Origin of the sequence: Vibrio sagamiensis NBRC 104589, from assembly GCF_007990935.1 — a bacterium.
Classification (GTDB): Bacteria; Pseudomonadota; Gammaproteobacteria; order Enterobacterales; family Vibrionaceae; genus Vibrio; species Vibrio sagamiensis.
Genome location: NZ_BJXJ01000018.1, coordinates 16,653 through 35,794, shown reverse-complemented (window position 1 = coordinate 35,794; position 19,142 = coordinate 16,653). Strand labels below are relative to the sequence as shown.

The 19,142-nt window shown below is 39.9% G+C and carries 16 protein-coding genes; all 16 read right to left on the bottom strand.

Annotation, left to right across the window (positions count from 1 at the left end):
• Nucleotides 1–139: 139 nt before the first annotated feature.
• A complete protein-coding gene (locus VSA01S_RS10345) occupies nt 140–4,477 on the bottom strand; it encodes a DUF6701 domain-containing protein (RefSeq protein WP_039979205.1) in 4,338 nt (1,445 codons plus the stop codon).
• Between the two features lie 6 nt (nt 4,478–4,483).
• Complete coding sequence (locus VSA01S_RS10340; RefSeq protein ID WP_039979164.1) at nt 4,484–4,918, bottom strand: hypothetical protein; 435 nt, start codon at nt 4,916–4,918, stop codon at nt 4,484–4,486.
• Nucleotides 4,908–5,624 (bottom strand): PilW family protein, encoded by a 717-nt coding sequence (locus VSA01S_RS10335; RefSeq protein WP_039979163.1) that lies wholly within the window; start codon nt 5,622–5,624, stop codon nt 4,908–4,910. The genes VSA01S_RS10340 and VSA01S_RS10335 overlap by 11 nt, the downstream gene beginning before the upstream one ends.
• Nucleotides 5,624–6,193: a type IV pilus modification PilV family protein gene (locus VSA01S_RS10330; protein ID WP_039979162.1), complete on the bottom strand. Its 570-nt coding sequence runs from the start codon at nt 6,191–6,193 to the stop codon at nt 5,624–5,626. The genes VSA01S_RS10335 and VSA01S_RS10330 overlap by 1 nt, the downstream gene beginning before the upstream one ends.
• Nucleotides 6,190–6,675, bottom strand: a complete 486-nt coding sequence (locus tag VSA01S_RS10325; RefSeq protein ID WP_039979161.1) for a hypothetical protein — start codon at nt 6,673–6,675, stop codon at nt 6,190–6,192. The genes VSA01S_RS10330 and VSA01S_RS10325 overlap by 4 nt, the downstream gene beginning before the upstream one ends.
• Before the next feature lie 80 nt (nt 6,676–6,755).
• Nucleotides 6,756–6,995 carry a hypothetical protein gene (locus VSA01S_RS10320; RefSeq protein WP_039979160.1) on the bottom strand — a complete coding sequence of 80 codons (240 nt, stop codon included), beginning with the start codon at nt 6,993–6,995 and terminating at the stop codon, nt 6,756–6,758.
• Between the two features lie 64 nt (nt 6,996–7,059).
• A complete protein-coding gene (locus tag VSA01S_RS10315; RefSeq protein WP_039979159.1) occupies nt 7,060–7,551 on the bottom strand; it encodes a type II secretion system protein in 492 nt (163 codons plus the stop codon).
• Between the two features lie 464 nt (nt 7,552–8,015).
• Complete coding sequence (locus VSA01S_RS10310) at nt 8,016–9,239, bottom strand: type II secretion system F family protein (RefSeq protein WP_039979158.1); 1,224 nt, start codon at nt 9,237–9,239, stop codon at nt 8,016–8,018.
• Nucleotides 9,240–9,248: 9 nt separating this feature from the next.
• Nucleotides 9,249–10,973, bottom strand: a complete 1,725-nt coding sequence (mshE, locus tag VSA01S_RS10305; protein ID WP_039979157.1) for an MSHA fimbrial ATPase MshE — start codon at nt 10,971–10,973, stop codon at nt 9,249–9,251.
• Complete coding sequence (locus VSA01S_RS10300; RefSeq protein WP_227739594.1) at nt 10,970–12,070, bottom strand: tetratricopeptide repeat protein; 1,101 nt, start codon at nt 12,068–12,070, stop codon at nt 10,970–10,972. Before VSA01S_RS10300 ends, mshE begins: the two co-directional genes overlap by 4 nt.
• Nucleotides 12,067–12,912 (bottom strand): ExeA family protein, encoded by an 846-nt coding sequence (locus VSA01S_RS10295; protein ID WP_039979155.1) that lies wholly within the window; start codon nt 12,910–12,912, stop codon nt 12,067–12,069. The genes VSA01S_RS10300 and VSA01S_RS10295 overlap by 4 nt, the downstream gene beginning before the upstream one ends.
• A gap of 41 nt (nt 12,913–12,953) precedes the next feature.
• Entirely contained in the window at nt 12,954–14,579 is a 1,626-nt protein-coding gene (mshL, locus tag VSA01S_RS10290) for a pilus (MSHA type) biogenesis protein MshL (RefSeq protein ID WP_039979154.1), read from the bottom strand.
• A gap of 19 nt (nt 14,580–14,598) precedes the next feature.
• Nucleotides 14,599–14,934, bottom strand: a complete 336-nt coding sequence (locus tag VSA01S_RS10285; RefSeq protein WP_039979153.1) for an MSHA biogenesis protein MshK — start codon at nt 14,932–14,934, stop codon at nt 14,599–14,601.
• Nucleotides 14,924–15,574 (bottom strand): type II secretion system protein GspM, encoded by a 651-nt coding sequence (locus VSA01S_RS10280; RefSeq protein WP_039979152.1) that lies wholly within the window; start codon nt 15,572–15,574, stop codon nt 14,924–14,926. Before VSA01S_RS10280 ends, VSA01S_RS10285 begins: the two co-directional genes overlap by 11 nt.
• On the bottom strand, nt 15,567–17,018 hold the full coding sequence (locus VSA01S_RS10275) for a hypothetical protein (RefSeq protein WP_039979151.1): 1,452 nt from the start codon (nt 17,016–17,018) through the stop codon (nt 15,567–15,569). The genes VSA01S_RS10280 and VSA01S_RS10275 overlap by 8 nt, the downstream gene beginning before the upstream one ends.
• A gap of 11 nt (nt 17,019–17,029) precedes the next feature.
• Nucleotides 17,030–19,039, bottom strand: coding sequence for an RNase E specificity factor CsrD (gene csrD / locus VSA01S_RS10270; RefSeq protein WP_039979150.1), 2,010 nt, complete (start codon nt 19,037–19,039; stop codon nt 17,030–17,032).
• Nucleotides 19,040–19,142: the final 103 nt, after the last annotated feature.

Genomic DNA, 19,142 nt, shown 5'->3' with positions numbered 1-19,142 from the left:
TCCTGCAAAAAATTGAGAAGAAAAAAATTATCTTAATGTACCAATGCCACGCTTGTACAGCAAGGCATTGGTACATAAACATGAGCATAAACTTTCAATTTCTTTCAGTTTACTGACTTAATGTTAGCCATGAACGTTTTTATAGCTCGGGAATTCCCGGTTCAGCTCGATAAATGACCTTATCATTACCTCGGTCAATACCAAAAGTAATCACTGCTGATGGGTTCTGTTCTTCTATTTTTTGCCTATCCCAACGATATTTTAGCCAAGGAAGTGCATTTCCCTCCGTTTCAAGCCCTAGCCAAACTTGTGTTTGCTGTCGGTATGGCGCAGCTTCAAACACAACAAGCTTATTTAAATATCCTGAAGAGACTTGCCCACCATCAATCAATTGTAAAATTTGTGGATCTGTATTTTTACCAAGGGGCCAAATAAGCTGCTGCTTAGCCACATTCCCTATTACTGTCGTCTGATCATCATCAACGTTATTCACAAAACGCTCACCGTTCCAATATTCAACGCGTAGCGGGACTTTCAGACGCTCTCCTTGATTACCTCCTACATCACTCAAATCTATTCGACCAAAACGAATATCGGGCTGCAGTACTAGACGAGATGCGAATGGATGACTTCCAACCTCAGCAAAAACAACAGGATCAGCATTATTTTCATACACTAAACCAATTTGAGAAAATTCTCTCCCTGAAATTGAATTAAAGGGCCCATCGGGATAATGACTTCCAGTTAAGTCTTTTCGCCAACAAGCTCCTTCAGAGCAGTTATGATAACCACCAATGGAAAAAAGCCCGACACTACCGCCAGTTTGATTGCTCCACTCTCCAAGGCCAAATTTAGGCGCGTCAAATCGCTCTGCATAATGATCGAGTTCTTCTAAGCTAAATTCAGCTTTAGACATAAAATGAGCGTAATTTTTAACCGATTGATTTAATCCATTTAAAGCTTCAACTTCAAATTGAACTCCCTCAAAAGGCTGGTTCATATAGATAAAGTTTTGCTGGCTTGGGTAATACCACTCACTTGAGATAACACGAAAATATTTAGGATAAAAGCGACCAATCGTGACGGAAGATGACTCCAAATTTATACCTAAATAGCTCGCATTGGTGGCTAAGTTAAGGGAGCCAACCTCATTCCAAGAATACGTAACTTGTTTACCATTGATAGCTTCAGAACGGGTGAATTCGAGTGACTCGCCATTGACAATATTTAGGTTAGCTAACTCCCCTTCAATGGGATAAGCCACCGTGAATTCAGCTTGAAATGCGGCTTGCAGGTTATCTTCCGTAAAGTAGTTTTGTGTGCTCGGATGGGTGCACCATTGATCGTAGGTACCTGTTGGTGTTCTATGAATAATCGGTTTAAACGTCACATTGAAGCTTTCAGATGAAGGCATAAAAGCTGCACCTGATTCTTGTGTTGCTGGATTAATCTGACCTGTTTGCTGCGCATGAATATCACATGCCACAATTTTCCAAGGACGAGATTGGAGCATAAATGAACCATTCAATACCAGCGCCTCACTCGATGGTTTTTGATTGGGTGACATTGGACAGTGATCGGAATAATGAGGATCACAAATGAAATTATCGTCCTGTAATTTAACTGTAAACTGACCTGATTCCATTAACACCAATTTATCTCTAGAAACACCCTGTTCTGAACGGGTAAATTGTGGCGCATAAGTTAATAAGGAAAGCTCTTTTCGTCCAGAATCAGGAACCTCTAGATTCAAAGTCACATTTGGCTTCCCCGTATAACTTTCGACTACGGTCTGTTGGCCTTCAAGACAAGCGACTACCTTCGTCGTTAGTGAGTATTCTTGACCTGCAACAATATCTTGATCCTCAACAGAAAACTGGAAAGGCATTAACTTAAACGTCGCCTCCTGAGATTTGTTGGTATCTTCATCCATTGTAACTTTAAGGGTATAAGGCACATCCAAATCAATTTTACTACTGTCTTCTACAGTAATGGCCAATGCTAATTGACCAAGGTGAGATGAGCTTGAGTCAGTCGTAAAATTGGGATAAGCACCTTGTCCAGTATTATTCGCGACTTTAACCCGAAACCAAGGTTCAGCGCTCTTAGGCAAAATATCGACTTTCAATCCTGTACTTTGCGCACTTCCCTGGTTGGTTGTCTCAATCGCAAAAGTTGGCCCTTGCGAGTCACAAAGCAATGCATACTGCTTTTGTGGAGAAAGGGTTAATTGGTAATCATCAGCAGAAGCTAGACAGGAAGAAGCACTATGTATTTCAGCGTTGTTATTGACATCAATTTCTGGAGCCGTGATCGCACCATGGACACTGCTGTGGTTACTTAAATGTACTTTCTTTTCGCTATAAATAACGCCGATAAATTGAGAATTATTTGAAATATCGACCCAGTTATAGACACTTCTCGTGTCAATTGGTAAATCATAGACATTGACCCGCATATTACCTTTAAATACGGCATCATGATCAGTGTCGATATTCATCCCCATAAATGAACGATTCGCTAGAGAAAAAGCTTTGGTATTGATCACAACTTCAGTACCTGGAACAACAAATAGCTTCCCTCCAGTATTAATTTGTATTGTGTCAAACCAGTAGCGACCTGATGATAATGTCAATTCTCCATCAACTGCGAGGTTTTTCACTTGCTTGCCATCTTGAAAAGTTACCCTTTGTTCGGAGGTAATGATCACATCTTGCCACATCGAACTTACAGGAAAACTTTCCAGAGACTCTTTACCAACCAGCAGCCCTTCATCGCCGAAGCACTCAAGGCCATCACAAGCATTGCTTTTATTTTGTCCCCAAATACGTTCAGGTAAGAAGCCCAACACGTGTCTTCTTTGATTATGGTCTTTGATGACAGGAGCACCATGTATTTTTGAACGGTTGGATAATATTAAAAAACCATTTTCTCCATCTTCTGGCTTTTCAATTTTCCACGTTTGTACTGGTGAATGAAATACATCACATATTGGGTTGGGGTTCGCTTTCTCGAACATAAACCAACCAACCTCCTCATCTAAATGTCCTCGTTCCTTGTCTCGTTGCATGTCTTCTTCGACAATAAAACCTACAGAATCTTTAGTGATATTACACCGTCTCAGCCAGCCACCATTACTCCCTTTGCGGGAATTTTTGTTGGCGATCAAAATCGGTGGATTAGTAAATCCAGCATCATTGGGAAATGGTGTATGAATCTTACAACCCTTGGATATAGGATCAATTACAGGATCTTCTTGCTCAAGAGTGTATTCCGTTAAACCTTGACCCAACCAAAAACGTTGACCATCAATATAGCCGTGACCTTCTCCTGCTACAAAGGCAACCGTCTCCAAATCATTGATAAAATTATACGTCTCTTCACCTCTACGATTTTTAGAAAAGACTTCAGATTTTTCTAAAGCGACGGTAAAAAACCACTCTGTTGCATTACGAGCCATTCCCGTAAACCAATTATTAGGGCCGTTATTATTGCGAGTTTGAGGCTGAACGAGTACGCCTGGCGGATCATTGAAGCGCCTTAATCCATAATTTTCAAAATCTACCCTAATGCCATTTATTCTTTCATTATTCCCTTTAGCATTATATTTAGAAGCAGCAACGCTGGTTTCAATAGTACCTGCTACAATCTTCGCGCCATTAGCCAGCGCCAATACCCCTGGTTCAATGATAAAATAATCTACGCTAGCCATCTCTTTTTGTACTTCTGGATCGTTAACATTGAGGAACTGAACACCTCTGTCAGCTTTGAGATTAGGGGCAAATTCTTGAACAACGGTTGCCATGTGATGGTTGGTATTGACAATCGCAACAGTCGAGGGGTATTCCGTTCGTCGTGGTAACTTTTCTGTTAACGAGGCATTAATTGTTGGCATGACAAAAACCAAAGGCTTAGGTTTGCTTTCATCATAATTTTTTTCGAACGGGATGATACAAAAGTACTGTCCCTCATCCATAGTGCAGTTACTACTTTTCAATGTCCCAAATTCAAATTTTGGAGATATGTTAATCTGTTTATCAGGGCCATTGGGTAACGTTTGAGCAACACATTGAAGATTTTTAGCTTGTTCTCGTACTTCAATATTCCAAGATTGAGTCGTTCTAATATTGATGTATTTCCTCGCCATTAATTCAAAATGAGTTTCACCAATAAACTGACGGTAGTATTTCACCTGCTTTTCATTGGCTATGTACACCAGTGTGATATTATAACCAACTTCAGGGTTTAAACTGGGTTCATTAAATGCGAATTGATATTTATCACCGAAACGCCTAGGCCCTGTGTACCAAAGTGTATAGTCATTACCTCTTTCTTGTAATACAACACTTTGATAAGCATCGCTTCCTCGAGTATCAAAAGAAATCGTAAAGTCATTCTGACTATCTACGTTACACTGTGAAGCAAAAGTCAAACTTGGTAACAGCATTAATACCAATAAAATTTTGATTATTTTCATGGTCATTTAATCCCTTACCCAAACTTCCTGCTGACGTTGAACTTGCATGTTCCCTGAACCACAAATAGCTATCGCATTGACACGAAATAACGATTCCTCTTCCGAAGTTCCTGCATTAAAAGAACCAATCGATGAACATGTCATTTTATTTAGCCTACAGCCTGTCCCCTGAGCGATATTCGGGATGGCTCCACTGACCACATCAGAACAAAATGTCCCCACATCAGGCTCTGAGACGTTCAAGGGATAAAGTTGTGTCAATGCCCACTCATTAGCGGATTGAGCCATAAACCAAGCTTGTACTCCTAAAACACTTCGACTTAATGAACTTTGGTTCGACCACCTCACCATTGTTAATGACGTTGCTAAATATCCCATAATCAAAATAACAAATAACACTACAATAAGAATGCTGCCCCGTTGTGCTGAACTAGGGAACATTAAGCACCTGAATATCTTGTTGAAAAACACTGCGTTCTCCATTTTGTTCAAACTCCACATTGATGTGAACTAAGCCACCACGCTGCAAAGTAGACTCAAGGTAATACATATTACTTACTGCACCATCAACACTATCCCCAACAATGACACCATTTCTAGTAACATTATTATTTTCAAAGCAATATTTAACATCAGAGTTAGACCTATAAATATAAATGCGACTCGAAATTGAATTAGCAGTCAGACGACTTGCAGCATCGGGAATACGAAAAACACCATTGCTCTTTATCAGTCCTGCAACTGAAAAACTTTGCGGAGAACTGGGCAACAAATCATCGTAACGACTAGGGTTAATGACCATACGTAGATCAGCAGGGATAACATTTAAACTTGCAGGAGCATTACCTAACAAAAACTCGATATCATTAAGAAACAGGGAGTAAAAACCAGAGTAATCAATCGCTACAAAGGCCAAGCAATTTGTGATTTCATCAGGAACATAAAAACTGTTAGGTACCGCATGGCGTATTTCTCGAGACATTTTCTCTAATACAAACATCGCCTGAGTCTGTAAACGCTGACGTTCAATACTATCAACATACCCAATCATTCCAATTTTGACATAACCTGCAATACCCAGCATCATCACACCCCCAATGACAATGGTAACTACCATCTCCACAAGGGTAAAACCACGCTCAATCATCAGTAATTTCCTCGAATCGCAACTAGCGTCAACGGCTGGGTATAACTCGCAAAAATACTCACTGTGATTTTTTTGTAATCGGTAGCTTCTAAAGCAGGAATAGGTGAATTTAAATTGTCATAGACCACGGAAACTTCTACACGAAAGTTGCGATATTTATCGGCGCTGCTTTCACCTAACACATTAGTAATATGCCCACGGTTATCTCCTTGGCATTGAGACAACGTTTCAGGTGTACCCCAGCAGCCAATATAGTCATCAACGTCATTAAACTGCGATGAATTACTTTCGCCAGAATCTGAACCAAGCGCTTTTGCTGGTGTACATAGGACAACGCCTTCATTACAACGAATACCACCTCCATCACGATCACTATTGTGATCAAAGCTGCGGGCCATAATTTGTGATAGAAAGCCTTGCGCCAAAGATGCAGCTCGAGTTTGATAAGATGGTAGTGCCGAATCGCGAATTTGTGGCATCAAAAAAGAAGCAAAAGTAGTGATCGCAATCGCCATCAAAACTAGAGCAATGATCATTTCGATCAGCGTGATACCTCGCAGCCTCCTCATGAACAGATTCCTTTTGCCACATAACCTTGACTGTTAACCTGTACTTCACATTGACCTACTCCATGAGTATTTTGAATCAAAATTGAAATACCTTCTGACTGAGTATTAAGAGGGTTTCCTAACAAGCTAAAACGGATTGGGCTTTGAGCACCATTCAGAATAAAACGCGCCGATGGATCTTGTACTTTGTCACTACGAGCCGCTCTGACTTGATTTGTTGTGGAACATGCCGCAACTGAACCTAAACAATTAAGAGATACATGAAGTTGGAAATAAGGTTCCTCACCAGAGGTATTCGATTGCATACGACTTATTTGTAATTGACGAATTACTGAAATAACTTGTTCTTGTAGTGCAAAAGGAGAAAAGCTATCTTTGCCAATAAAACGACTAGAAGCATAAAGTGACAAAATTGATATCAGCACAATCAATAAGATCAACTCCACCAATGTAAACCCATAGAAAGAGTGCCGACTTTGCATAACTCACCTTTTTTGTGAGAAAATCAAGGACTAAAAAGATCATAGTCCTAGGTATTTTGAAGAGGATCAACGAACGGATATTATTTAGACTCATCCCATTTATTTGCATACTCAAGTTCTTGCTTGATTTCGTCGTAAGTCTCTTTATTGCTCAATATTTCAGAAATATGTTCAGCTTTTGCTTCTGTCTGTTGCCATGTTTTTTCATAACTTTCAGATTCAAAGCCAATAAGCTTTGGCAGCACAATAATCCCCAAAGTACCTAACACAGTAAGCAACGTTACCCATTCAATGGTACTCAGCCCTAATGACTTACGCATACATCTGTATTCCAAAATGTGGAGCAAAGAAAAGGCCAACAACCTGGCCTTTTTCGAGTATTACTTAACAACCATCATCAAAAATGGATGTTGTTGCCACAGCACCTGATGTTGCTTGTGTATAGGAAACATAACAATTTCCTGCTGTAACATTATTTACTAACTGACCAGAAGCCATACCAGGTTTTAAGGTACCGCTAACAAAAGTAGCGACTAAGCCCGTTGCACCAGACATTGCTAATGCCCAATCTGTAGATAAACCAGTTACTGCATTCTCCAAGCCATTATCACCTGCAACAGGGTAACCATAAGCTGTTAAGACATCGTCTACTTTTACATTAGCTCCTGGCGCTGCTGTTTCAATACCATCGATAGCGGCTTTGCCGAAGACAATACCAGACGCACCTTCAATCGCTCCTTTTAACCCTTGAAGTGATGCCTTCCTTGCATCTTCTTGTAAATTTAAGAAACGTGGGGCGGCTGTTACAGCAAGAATTCCCAGAATAACAATGACCACCACCAGCTCAATAAGGGTAAAACCACCTTGTTTTTTCATTCTTTACTCTCCTAATCTCAGTCTGCATAAAATGACTGAAATGATAAATAATTAACCACATGAACGTTTGAAATAAGAGCAAACGATAACTTGCTACAATAAGCGTTAGAAAAGTGAGCACTGACTACATTGCTGAAATCAATCGATGAATTAGCTTCATCAAGCAAGGTTCAAAACAAGTTGAGCCGTTATTTTAATGGTAAATATCCTTAAAATAAGGCAACTTGTTCAAGCTTACTTTTCATTATACCGTCATTCATTCTAATTCATAAAGGCAGGCTGTCAAAGTTTTCATGACTTAAATTTTAAGTAAATATTACAGTAACTTATAAACACAAGAACAACAAAAAGCTGTAATATAAAAATAAAAAACTGCACTTCCTGAAGCTTGAATTAATAAAAAAATCAATAGTAATTTAAGAGAATAATTCAACAAAAAAGAAACATTTTTGGGTGTCTGAAAACTAACCACTTTTAATAATATCCAACATCCCCCACATTGGTAGAAATATCCCCAAAGCTAATACCATTACCATACCGGCCACAATGACCAAAAGTAATGGTTCAACTCTTGCCGTAAGAGTTTTTAGATCATAATCTACTTCTCGATCATAGAAATCAGACACTTCCAATAACAGTTCATCAATACGCCCCGTCTCTTCACCTACTGCAATCATCTGAATGACTAAAGGGGTAAAAATCTGACTGTTAGTAGCAGTAACCGAAATAGTACTACCTGCTTCTATCGCTAGCTTCATTTCCATAATACGTCCCTCTAAGAACTTATTACCTAATGATTCTGCCGCTAATGCTAAAGCTTGGTTTAAAGGAACACCGGATCTAAGCATTAGAGAGAAAGTGCGTGAAAACCTTGATAGTTGGGCACGATTCACAATGTTTCCGACGATAGGAATTCTTAAACAAAACTTATCGAACGTTTCTCTCCCTTTGTCCGTCGTAAGCCAAATTCTAAAGAGTAAAAATAGTGCTACCATACCAATAAGCAAACCACTCCAATGGTCAACAAAAAAATTTGAAGTTGTGACTAAAATTCTTGTTGGTAGAGGAAGCTCGACACCAAAGCGAGTAAACATAGTTGCAAATTCTGGAATCACTAATATATTCAATATAAACATAGCAATTACAATAAAGATAATCACAAAACTAGGATAACGCATCGCTTCTTTGATGCGTTTACGTGTTGCAAGCTCCTGTTCATAATAAATTGCAAGTTGCATCAACGCTTCATCCAGACGACCGGTATTTTCACCAACATTAATCATAGATACAAACAAATGGCTAAAAACATACCGATGAGGCTTCATGGCTGCCGAGAGGCTACCACCATTGCTAAGCTCTAAAACCACTTCTTCCAGCGCATCTTTTAATTGTTTGTTATCGCAGTTTTGTAGTAACCCCCTAATAGCGCGCAATAAAGGGACACCTGCCTTAGTCAGGCTAAACAATTGGCGAGAAAATAAGATAACCACTTCCAGTGGCACTGCTGGTGAAAGCCATTTGATCAAGCTAATTGAATTTATCGAGGTTTCTTTGATTAAGCTCAGATTTAACGGAATAATACCTTTGTGTATCAGCACTTCCACGGCAGATTCCGAGTTAATCGCATCGATTTTGCCATTCACGGCAGTACCATCTAGTTTTCTTCCTTGATAACGAAAAGCTACCATATCGGTTACCTATATAAAGATGGGATCTGCTGTACCTGAAACTCCGAATTCTCCAAGTACCATGACTTCTTCTAAACTCACCTTTCCTTGTAAAGCTAATTCCATTGCACAAGCAAGTAAAGGTTTGTAACAGGTAGACGACCTCGCCGCTTGAGAAAAGCCTACTGCATCGTTTTTACGTAATGCATCCATCATAACTTGATCGAACTCCAATATCTCAAACACACCAATTCGTCCTCGATGTCCAGTGAGGTTGCAATTATGACAACCTGCTCCTTTAATAAATTGTGCACCGATTTGATTTGGAAAACGTCCTGCAAGCCATTGCTGTTCAGCAGCATTAAGGTCCATTTTGACTTGGCAATCTGGACAAATGCGACGAACAAGACGCTGGGCGACAACGGCTCGAACGGCACTTGCAACTAAGTAACCAGGCGCCCCCATATCGATCATACGTAGCGCACTATCAATAGCATCGTTGGTATGCAGTGTGCTTAATACCAAGTGCCCTGTAAGAGCGGCTCGAAGACCAATTTCCACTGTCTCCTGATCACGCATTTCACCTACCAGAATAATATCCGGATCTTGCCGTAAGAAAGTCCGTAGAACACGAGAAAAAGTCAGATCGATTTTATTATTAATCTGCACTTGAGTAATACGTGGTAAACGATATTCAACAGGATCTTCTACAGTAATGATCTTCTTACTAGCTTTATTTAACTCACTCAGTGCACCATATAACGTAGTGGTCTTCCCTGAGCCTGTTGGCCCTGTGACTAAAATCATTCCGTGTGGGCGAGCAAGCTGCTTACGCAATCGGCTCAATAAATCCTCAGGTAAACCTGAGTCATCAAGTCTACGTAAACCAACTGATTGATTGAGTAGTCGTATTACAACCGACTCACCATACTGACTTGGCAAAGTTGAAATCCTAATATCAATTGATTGTTCACGCACCTTGATATTAAAGCGTCCATCCTGAGGCAAGCGTTTTTCAGAAATATCTAGATGTGCCATTAACTTAAGACGAAGTACAAGAGCAGAGGCAATATTTTCTTCATGCAGAACTGTCTCATGCAACAATCCGTCAATCCTTTGACGTAAGCGAAGTAAATGCTCATCTGGTTCAATATGAATATCCGAAGCACCCACCTGAACGGCATCTTCAAACATCGAGTTAACTAGTTTAACAACTGTAACTTCTTCACTATCCGCCTCATCGATACCATAGCTAAATATCTGATCATCCTGCCGTTCCGCTTGTAACTGTTCAGCAAAAGAAGCAATATCCTTGGTACGACGATAATAACGGTCAAAGCTTTCAAGTAATTGCCTTTCAGAAGCAATGATAAATTCAAGTTCATATTCACCCAGCAGGTTCATGAGTGACTCTTGAGTAAACAAATCAGCAGGATCACTCATCGCAACACGAAGTATATTACCATTACGCGCAAAAACTAAGGATCTTAAACGTCGAGCATGAACTTCAGGAAGAAGATGGATAGCATCCGGAGTAACTGGAACACGACTCAGGTCAATCAATGGTAGGCCTAACTGCTGGGACAAAAACTCCAACATTTGCTTTTCACTGATAAAGCCCAGCTCTATAAGAACATCACCAAGTTTCTGCCCTGTTTTGTGTTGAGTAGCTAATGCTTGTTTGACCTGTGCTGTCGAAACAATTCCTTCTTCAACAAGAAGATCACCGAGCCTTTTCCTTAATTTAATTTTCATTGAGTGCTCTCCTGCTGTTGTAATTGGCGTAACCGCTCTTGAACAAACTCTTGAGATTGACTCGAAATTCCCTCCGTACTTAATGCTGAAAGGTAAGAAGACTTGGCTGCTTTCAATTGATGTTCTCGCTCTTGCTGAATAGCTAACCCTAACCACCAACGAGCATTCAAAGGCTGACGTTGTACCAATAAATGATAACTCTCCAATGCGATCGAAGTTTGCTTATTTTTTTGCGCTAGGATTGCACGCATAGCCAAATAATCGTGATTAGCTGCAGCAGGAAGATACAGTAATGGACTCAGTGCGTTCTTTGGCTGTTCTGCTTTTATTAACATTTTTGCTAAAGTTAAGCGTAGTGTTTGATTCTCAATATCAAGAGTGATCCCAGCTTGAAGTAGATCATAAGCTTTACGCATTTTACCTTTACCAAAATAAAGAGCTGCCAGTTTCTGTCGTGTTTGTATGTCTTTGGGCTGATAGCGTAATACTTCATGGTATGCCGTCAACGCACCATCTAATTCATTAGTATTCATAGCTTTTTCTGCTCGTAACAATGCTTGCTCAGCAAGCTGCTTATGAGTCAATTCTACTCTCTCTACATGAAAAAAGCTTTTTTGTTCTTTGTTCATCAACGAAGATTCACCTACTCGGAGAGAGCTCTCGAACGGAGGTAAGTCTAACGATGGGGACATCATCATCTGCGCTTGAGTTGTAGAACTCAGCCCTGCATTAGAACCATTTGACCATTCAGTTTGTATTTGATTATTTATCTTTACGCTGTCGGTTCTTTTGGTATAAACAATATCTTCAAATTTTGGCGTAATTTTACTTGTCGGAGAGAAGTTCTGTTTTTCCTGAGTAGTTTTTGCATTCAATTGTTGTTCAGCATCATGTATAACGACAGGAATCACGTTTTGTTTCAGTTCCGCAGAACTTTGTACAACAGCCCAGCACCCTAAGGCTAAACTAAGAAAAAAACCACCCAGCAGCCACAACCATAGTTTGTTCTTAGGAACACTGGAAATTTCCGCTTTCTCTAACTCAAAGGACGAGTTTTTTTCGGCAAGTTCAGACAATGCTTTATTGATGGCACTCAAAACTGACTCCATCCCCAAAAAATGGGGGTTTTAAATTTTGGTTTACATGCATCATACGTATCATGAATGGCTAAAAACACATGCTGATTTTTCAACAGAGTGCAGTGGTCATGAAAAGCGCTTAAAAGAGCTTTATGGCTGATTTGATTGATCAACCTAGGTGTCCCCATCGCCGATCGCCAAATAGCTTTCTTCTGATCAGTTGAGAAAATATGCCCACTACTTCCTGCTTTATCTAAACGATAATTAATATAAGCAACCCCTTCTTCAACCGAAAGAGTGCGCAGCCAACAATTGAAGGTAATTCGCTGACGAAACTGACGCATTTCAGGTTGCTCTAATCGGGCATCCAGCTCAGGTTGACCAAATAATACCAATTGAATAAGTTTGTGTTGTCGTGTTTCTAAGTTGCCTAACAAACGTAGAGTCTCAAGCCCCTCAGAGGATAAAGCCTGAGCTTCATCAACAATTAACACCGTTTTTTGACCTTGGCTATGATGATCAATAAGCTTCTCTTGGATCAGAGGAACAACATTAAGATAGTCAATATTTTTCAAACCAAGCTCTTGTGCCACCGCAAACTGTAATTGCTTTCCATCTAGTATTGGATTTGGCAGATAAACCAGTTTGACATATGGCTCTATATACTCCATCAGCTTTCGGCACACCATGGTCTTTCCTGTACCGACCTCCCCCGTCACCTTAATAACTCCTTCACCCATTTTAACTGCAGCAATAATAGTCTGAATGGCTTCATAATGAGGTAAAAGCCCCAAAAACATATCGGTATTTGGGGTCAGAGAAAAAGGAAAAATACGTAAACCAAAATGAGAGAGGTACATAATTACGTCACATAGTTAAAAAGTCACCAATGAACCGAGCATCAATAAAAGACTGAGCTCTCTTCTGGAAACCATTCTTTTAATAAGTCACGAGAACGTTCTAGCTCTTTCTGCCAAGTATTAACACCTACAACGGTTGGTTTAAGCAGGATAACTAATTCTGTTTTTTGAGTTTTATCGGCAACGTTACGAAACAAATACCCCAACCCAGGAATATCACCTAACAAAGGAACTTTTGAAACTTGTTCTAAATGTTCTTGTTTCATTAGTCCACCGATCACAACCACATCACCACTTTTTGCACGAATAACTGAGTCAGATTCTCGGATAGAACTTTTCGCTAACGGTAATTGGATATTATTGTAATCACCACCGAGGTTAAGTTTCTTGATTTCTTCAGTCACTTCAATAACTGCAGGATGAACATGGAGAAAAACATTGCCTTTGTTATCAATTTGTGGCGTTACATCAAGAGAGATACCAGAAAAAAAAGGAGTAAGATCGACTTCCGGCACTGCATTGGCATTCTCACCATTACCAACGGTACTAGAAAGCTCAGTAACAAAGTACTCATCAGTACCCACTTTGATTACGGATTTTTGATTATTCGCAGCTGTAATACGTGGACTAGACAACACATTCAAATCACCTTGTGTTGCCATAAAATTCATAACTGAAGTAAAGCTTCCATCTGAGATGGTGACGTTCGTCTGCCCACCTAATAGGGAGCTGATCGCATCAATTGAAGGCAGCACTGAAGCAGGACGTTCAATTATAATACTGCCTGCATTTCCAATCGATGCTGATAAATTGGACCAATTAATCCCTTGTTGGTAATCATCACTCAATGTGACCTCTAATATTTTTGCTTCTAGGACCACTTGGCGGTGCATACGTTCTTGAGATACTCCCAAGAAATACTGAACTTCACGAAGTTCATCAGGAAAAGCTCGCACGGTAATTAACCCAGCCTGGGGAGTCACTACAACACTTTGACCTTTATTTGAACCAATCAATTTTGCAACCGCTTGCTGAAGAGCTGGCCAGAAGTCACTTTCTATAGTCGTTTCAATTTGTGTTCCACCTACCGCAGTAGTAGCATTTTGATTACCCAGGCGACCTTGATTCTCTCCGTTGTTTGAATCTGCCATTGAAGTCATTGAGCCGTTAGCAATATTTGTTAGTGAACTTCCTGTTCGTTTGAACTGAAGATAGTTAACTGGAATTGTGACAGTACGAAGGCCTGCAGGATAAATCTGAATCACTTTACCAGATTTCACAATATCATAACCGTAAATGTCTTGGACTACTTGCAGTACTTCATCAAGAGTCACATCTGTCAATTTAACGGTAATATTTCCTTTGACCTCAGGGTGAATAGCAACACTGAATTCTGTACCTTTTACCAATGATGTAAAAAAGCTTGCTGCAGCAACAGACTTCGCGACCACTCTGAAACGTGGCTCTGTTTCTAGTTGATCAACATGGCTTTTATCGAGGTCTGGCATTAAGTCCGATTCTACCGCAGAAGGAATATCTTCGAGTGAACGGCTATTTAACTCATCAATTGATTGATTAATAGCCTGTTTAATTTCAACAGGATCACGGTGTCCCATCGAGCACCCCATTAGGGAAGCGATCATAGTTCCGACAATTAATTTGCGCATACTTTCCTAGCTCTGGTGATTATTTTTTGATGTTCAAACTAAAAAGCTGAAGCTTCCACTGCTGATGACCACGCTTTAAGGTGACAAATTCACGGTTGACCTTTGTAACACTATACCCGTCGATCCTGGCCCCTTGTTCAACAACTTTATCATTCAATATGGCGATACACTGGTAACTTTGCCGACAAATGATGCTATTCAGATTTGGCAAACGGTGAGGCGTAACTGACCGTTTTTCCGATGCGCTTGCCGCTATATGCTTCCAGCCCAATGGTGCAGTAGGGTCTTGATTAGCTTCAGCATTTCCAGAAAACAAAGATATCAACGACAAACCGATAAGTGATTTAGCCACCAATAAACTCCTCTCGAGAGCTAAGAGTATAAACTTCCAACACCAGATTAGCCTTAGGGTACTCTTGCACTTTATAGTGAAAACTGCGCCAATAATAACCAACCGGCAAACTTTCGAGTTTAGTTAAATAATCGACGATAGAAAAATAGCTACCACTTATTTCCATACGCACTGGATGAATAAAGTAACCTGAATCTTTTGGAGCACTACCTTTCTCAGTGATAGGTTCTGTCGGCAATGTCTTTAATGACAGAAGGTTAATACCTCTTTGTTGAGCAAGAACGTGTTCTAGAACCGAAGCCATTTGTGAAGGTGAAATCAAACGTTCAACCACTCCTTCTAACAAGGCTGACAACCGGGTACGCTCCATACGTAACTCTTTAATCGTATGATCTAGTTGTGTATTTGGATTCTTGTTCAATTTAGCCTGAATCAATAGGATATCACTTTCTGTTTTTTGATTAGTCAGCTTTATATCCTCAAATAAGCGCTGGTTATTCCTTACCTCACTCAATTTAGGTTCCAACACAAAACTATAAATCAACATCAATATAATGACTTGCCCACACAAAAGAATTAACACTTTTTCTCTTGTCGTTATTTCATCAAATCGCCCTTCCAGCGAAGACAAAAGCTCAATCATTACGCTTGTCTCCGACAGTCTTTAGATCAAACATCACTACATTTTCTTTACTACGCTCGATACTGACATTATCAAAAGTGAGTTTAATAAGGCTTTCTTCATATTTGAATTGGTGTATCCAATTAGGTACATCACTGGGTGTTCTTGCGAAACCTTTTAGAGCGAGAGATTGATCCCCATGAATGATGATTTCAACTAAAGAGATATCACTATTGGCTAACTTGGCTAATGATTGCATCACACCAGAGTATCCCTGCTCTAGAGAATCACCAAAACGATTGACCGCGTTTAAAGAATCTCTTTTAGCTTTAATTTCATTTTCTAACCGTAGTTTAGTGACTAACTTTTGACTATCAGGCTTATGCATACGAAGCTTAGCTTGCCTACGCTCCAATTCTGATTTCATAATATTGCCGTGACTTTGAGCAACCGAAATCACATCTGCAATACCTTCTCCTTTCCAACTGTAATAGCCATAATTTAGTGCCATAAAAGCAGCAGTAGCCCCCCAGATAATGGCCACATTTTTTAGCGTTAAAAAGTGCTTTTTCTGTTTTAAAAAATCAGGATAGAGATTTACTCTTCCATTTTGAGAGCAAGAAGCTTGTTCCGCTAATACATAACCAGAATATTGATGCTTATCTGCTCTTAGTAAAGATACTTTTGAACTCAAACGAAGATTAAGAGATCCAATCAGCTCTTCTGTATCCTCTTCATCACAACATATTTTTAATTGATGAAGTTGCACACCCCGCAACTGAGCAGAGAGATAATCTATCGACCGTTGCAACTCTAGTGATAAGTTATCCATCTGAACATCATTAGACGGAACCCCAGTTAACGGTGGCGTAACACTACGAATCGAGCGATGGAATGAAATAACATGATCAACGAATGCACTGATTCGAAAAGGACCACGCATACTCCGCTGGAGTAATAAAAAGTTACCCAAGTCATACGCTGAGCTCCCCCATACATCATCTTCAGGCAAAATACTCTCAAGACTGACTTGTGCTTGGTGAGTCAGCTGCAATATTGTATCTAAGATTTTACGAGCAAGTACATAAGCTTGAACTTTACTTGAATTAGGCAACTCAACTGCATCTGCAACGATATCTATTGCTCGTTCAGAAGTCAGTTCTTTTAGAAGATAAGGTAGAGCAGAAGGCCACTCATTTCGAGGCATAGTGGGCTTATCAATTTGATACATTTGATAATATTGGTTCGCTAGCACCACCGTCAATGTATCACTGTAGCTACTGATTGCAAACAAAGCCCGCTGAAAAGCACCTTCCCAATCAGAATCAGAGATTTCATATCGCTCTGCATTAAAACTGTTTACTGATGATAAAGCATAAATAGCATCGAGCTGAATGACTAAAAAGGTTGCGCGATTCCCTAAAGATGAACGTTTAAGTTTATCTATTGCTGCTCTAAAATCCATACATTAAGTCTTTACTTTTTCCGCCAACGATTGCGTTTTCCTAACTGGACCTGAGTTTCACGTTTCACTGCAGCATGTACTTTAATGGAAGGAAAGTACTGCTCTTCAACTGAAAAATAAGTCCCCTGACCGGCATAGACCCCTAATTCAACTAGAGTATCTAGCTCAAGCTTATTCTCAATACCAACAGCAATGAGTTTTGTCTTACTATTTTCAGTGGCCCCCAGCATACTTCGTACAAATAATTGATTCTCATGTCTTTGATCAATATTGGTCACTAAGCTACGGTGAAGTTTAAGATAAAGAACCTCCACCTCCTTAAGGTAGTGAGTACTTACTATTGTCCTTCCAGCTTGACCAATAACCACATGGCATCCGAGACCGATAAGCATTTTTGTCACAGGTCGCATAAAGTCTAAATGTTTAACAAAATGAGCTTCGACAAACTCAAAGTTAAGGCGGTGTCGCTGCTCTTTCGGTAGCTGTAACAATTCATCACGGAACCATTTAAGGTAGCCACGTTCAGAAAACGGCATCACATTAAGGCAAAGTACATAATGTTCAAGGTTGCCCACAGCATATTTAAATGTCTGTAAAAATGCCTGTAAAACTGCTCTATCCATTTGCGCTGTATAACCAACTTGACGCACCATAGAGATAAAACGAGACGCTTTGATAACACCATGTTCCGGGTCTCGAAGCCGACATGTTAGCTCTTTATATACTAGTTTTTTATGTGGTAGATCATTAATCGTGTAAACTGCTTGGGCGCACAGTATGATTTTTTGAGCCGTGAGTGCAGAATCAAACAAAGTTCTCCAACGGACACTCCCTCGAACCACTTCGTTATCATGCCACTTTTTAAATCGGCTCCAATTATTACTATTCTGCAATTGAGCACTTCGTAAGGCCGTTTCAACTTCGTCTAGAATCTGACTATGCTTTTCTCCACCTTTATACATTGTAATACCGATATGACACCAATTGTCTCGTTCCAACGGAAGCGGAGGAGTCAATTTTTCTAACTGACGTAAAAATTGAGAAGCCAAATTAGAGATACACTTAGGTGCTTGATGGGGTAAGAGTAGTGCAAAATCGGCATTATAGTAGCGAGAAAAAGTAACATCTGGATAACGTTGAACTAAGTTGGATAATAAGCTGCCGACATCAACAATAAACTCATCACAAACTCGTTTATCTTGCATGCTTTCAACAAGCTTCCAATCTTGAATACGTAACAACAACAACGCACCGCGTGAGCCACTTTCAAGTAAAGCTGATTCTAGTTTACTATCAAATAGAACTCGGTTTGCTGTTCCAGTTAATTTATCAAGGAAAGTTTGAGTGCGAATAAATGTATCAAAGCGACTGCGCTCTTGACGCGCATCCTGTAGCTCTTCTATTAATAAATCTAAGGCTTGACTAGCTGTATAAGGCCACTCTTTCTCATCCCCTTTCGCATATTGTTCAACTTGCCCAGCCAAAATCATTCGCCCACGCTCTTCTAGCATTTCAGAACCTAATAGCTGTGCTTTAAGCCACGCCACCCCACGCATCAAACAAAAAATAATTAACAGCACAGCCATTGTGATCGATAACAATGCCTGCATGGAATAACCGTAACCAAGATAGGGAGGGATCGCTTTAAAAGAAATGATGTAATTTGGATTATGAGCCAAATGGTATTGGCGCTCAAATAATACTGATTCTTCAACCTTATGGGATGTATCTTTGAAGCGATAAATCATCGTGCCATTGGCAGATAATGTCATCTCAACAATATTGCTGGCCTGCAGCATTTTAGGCATCCATCGCTGCATTGAGTATGCTGCATCAGGGTCTTCCAACTCATTATCAACAACTTCAACAATCCCTTCCAAGTAATGGGTGAGGTATTCCTGTCCCAAACGCTGAAAAGATAAAGTACCACCGACAAACAAGATAAACATTGCACAAGTCACAATCATAGTGACAAAAGCAACTAAACGAGTGCTTAACTTAAGCGTTGGAGTATATCTCATGAATACCAAGTCCTTTTACTTCATCGCATACCTTGCTGAAATATGTATTCAAGATAAATATCTAGCAAACAATCTTATGAAAGTGAATGTAGAAAAGTTGAAA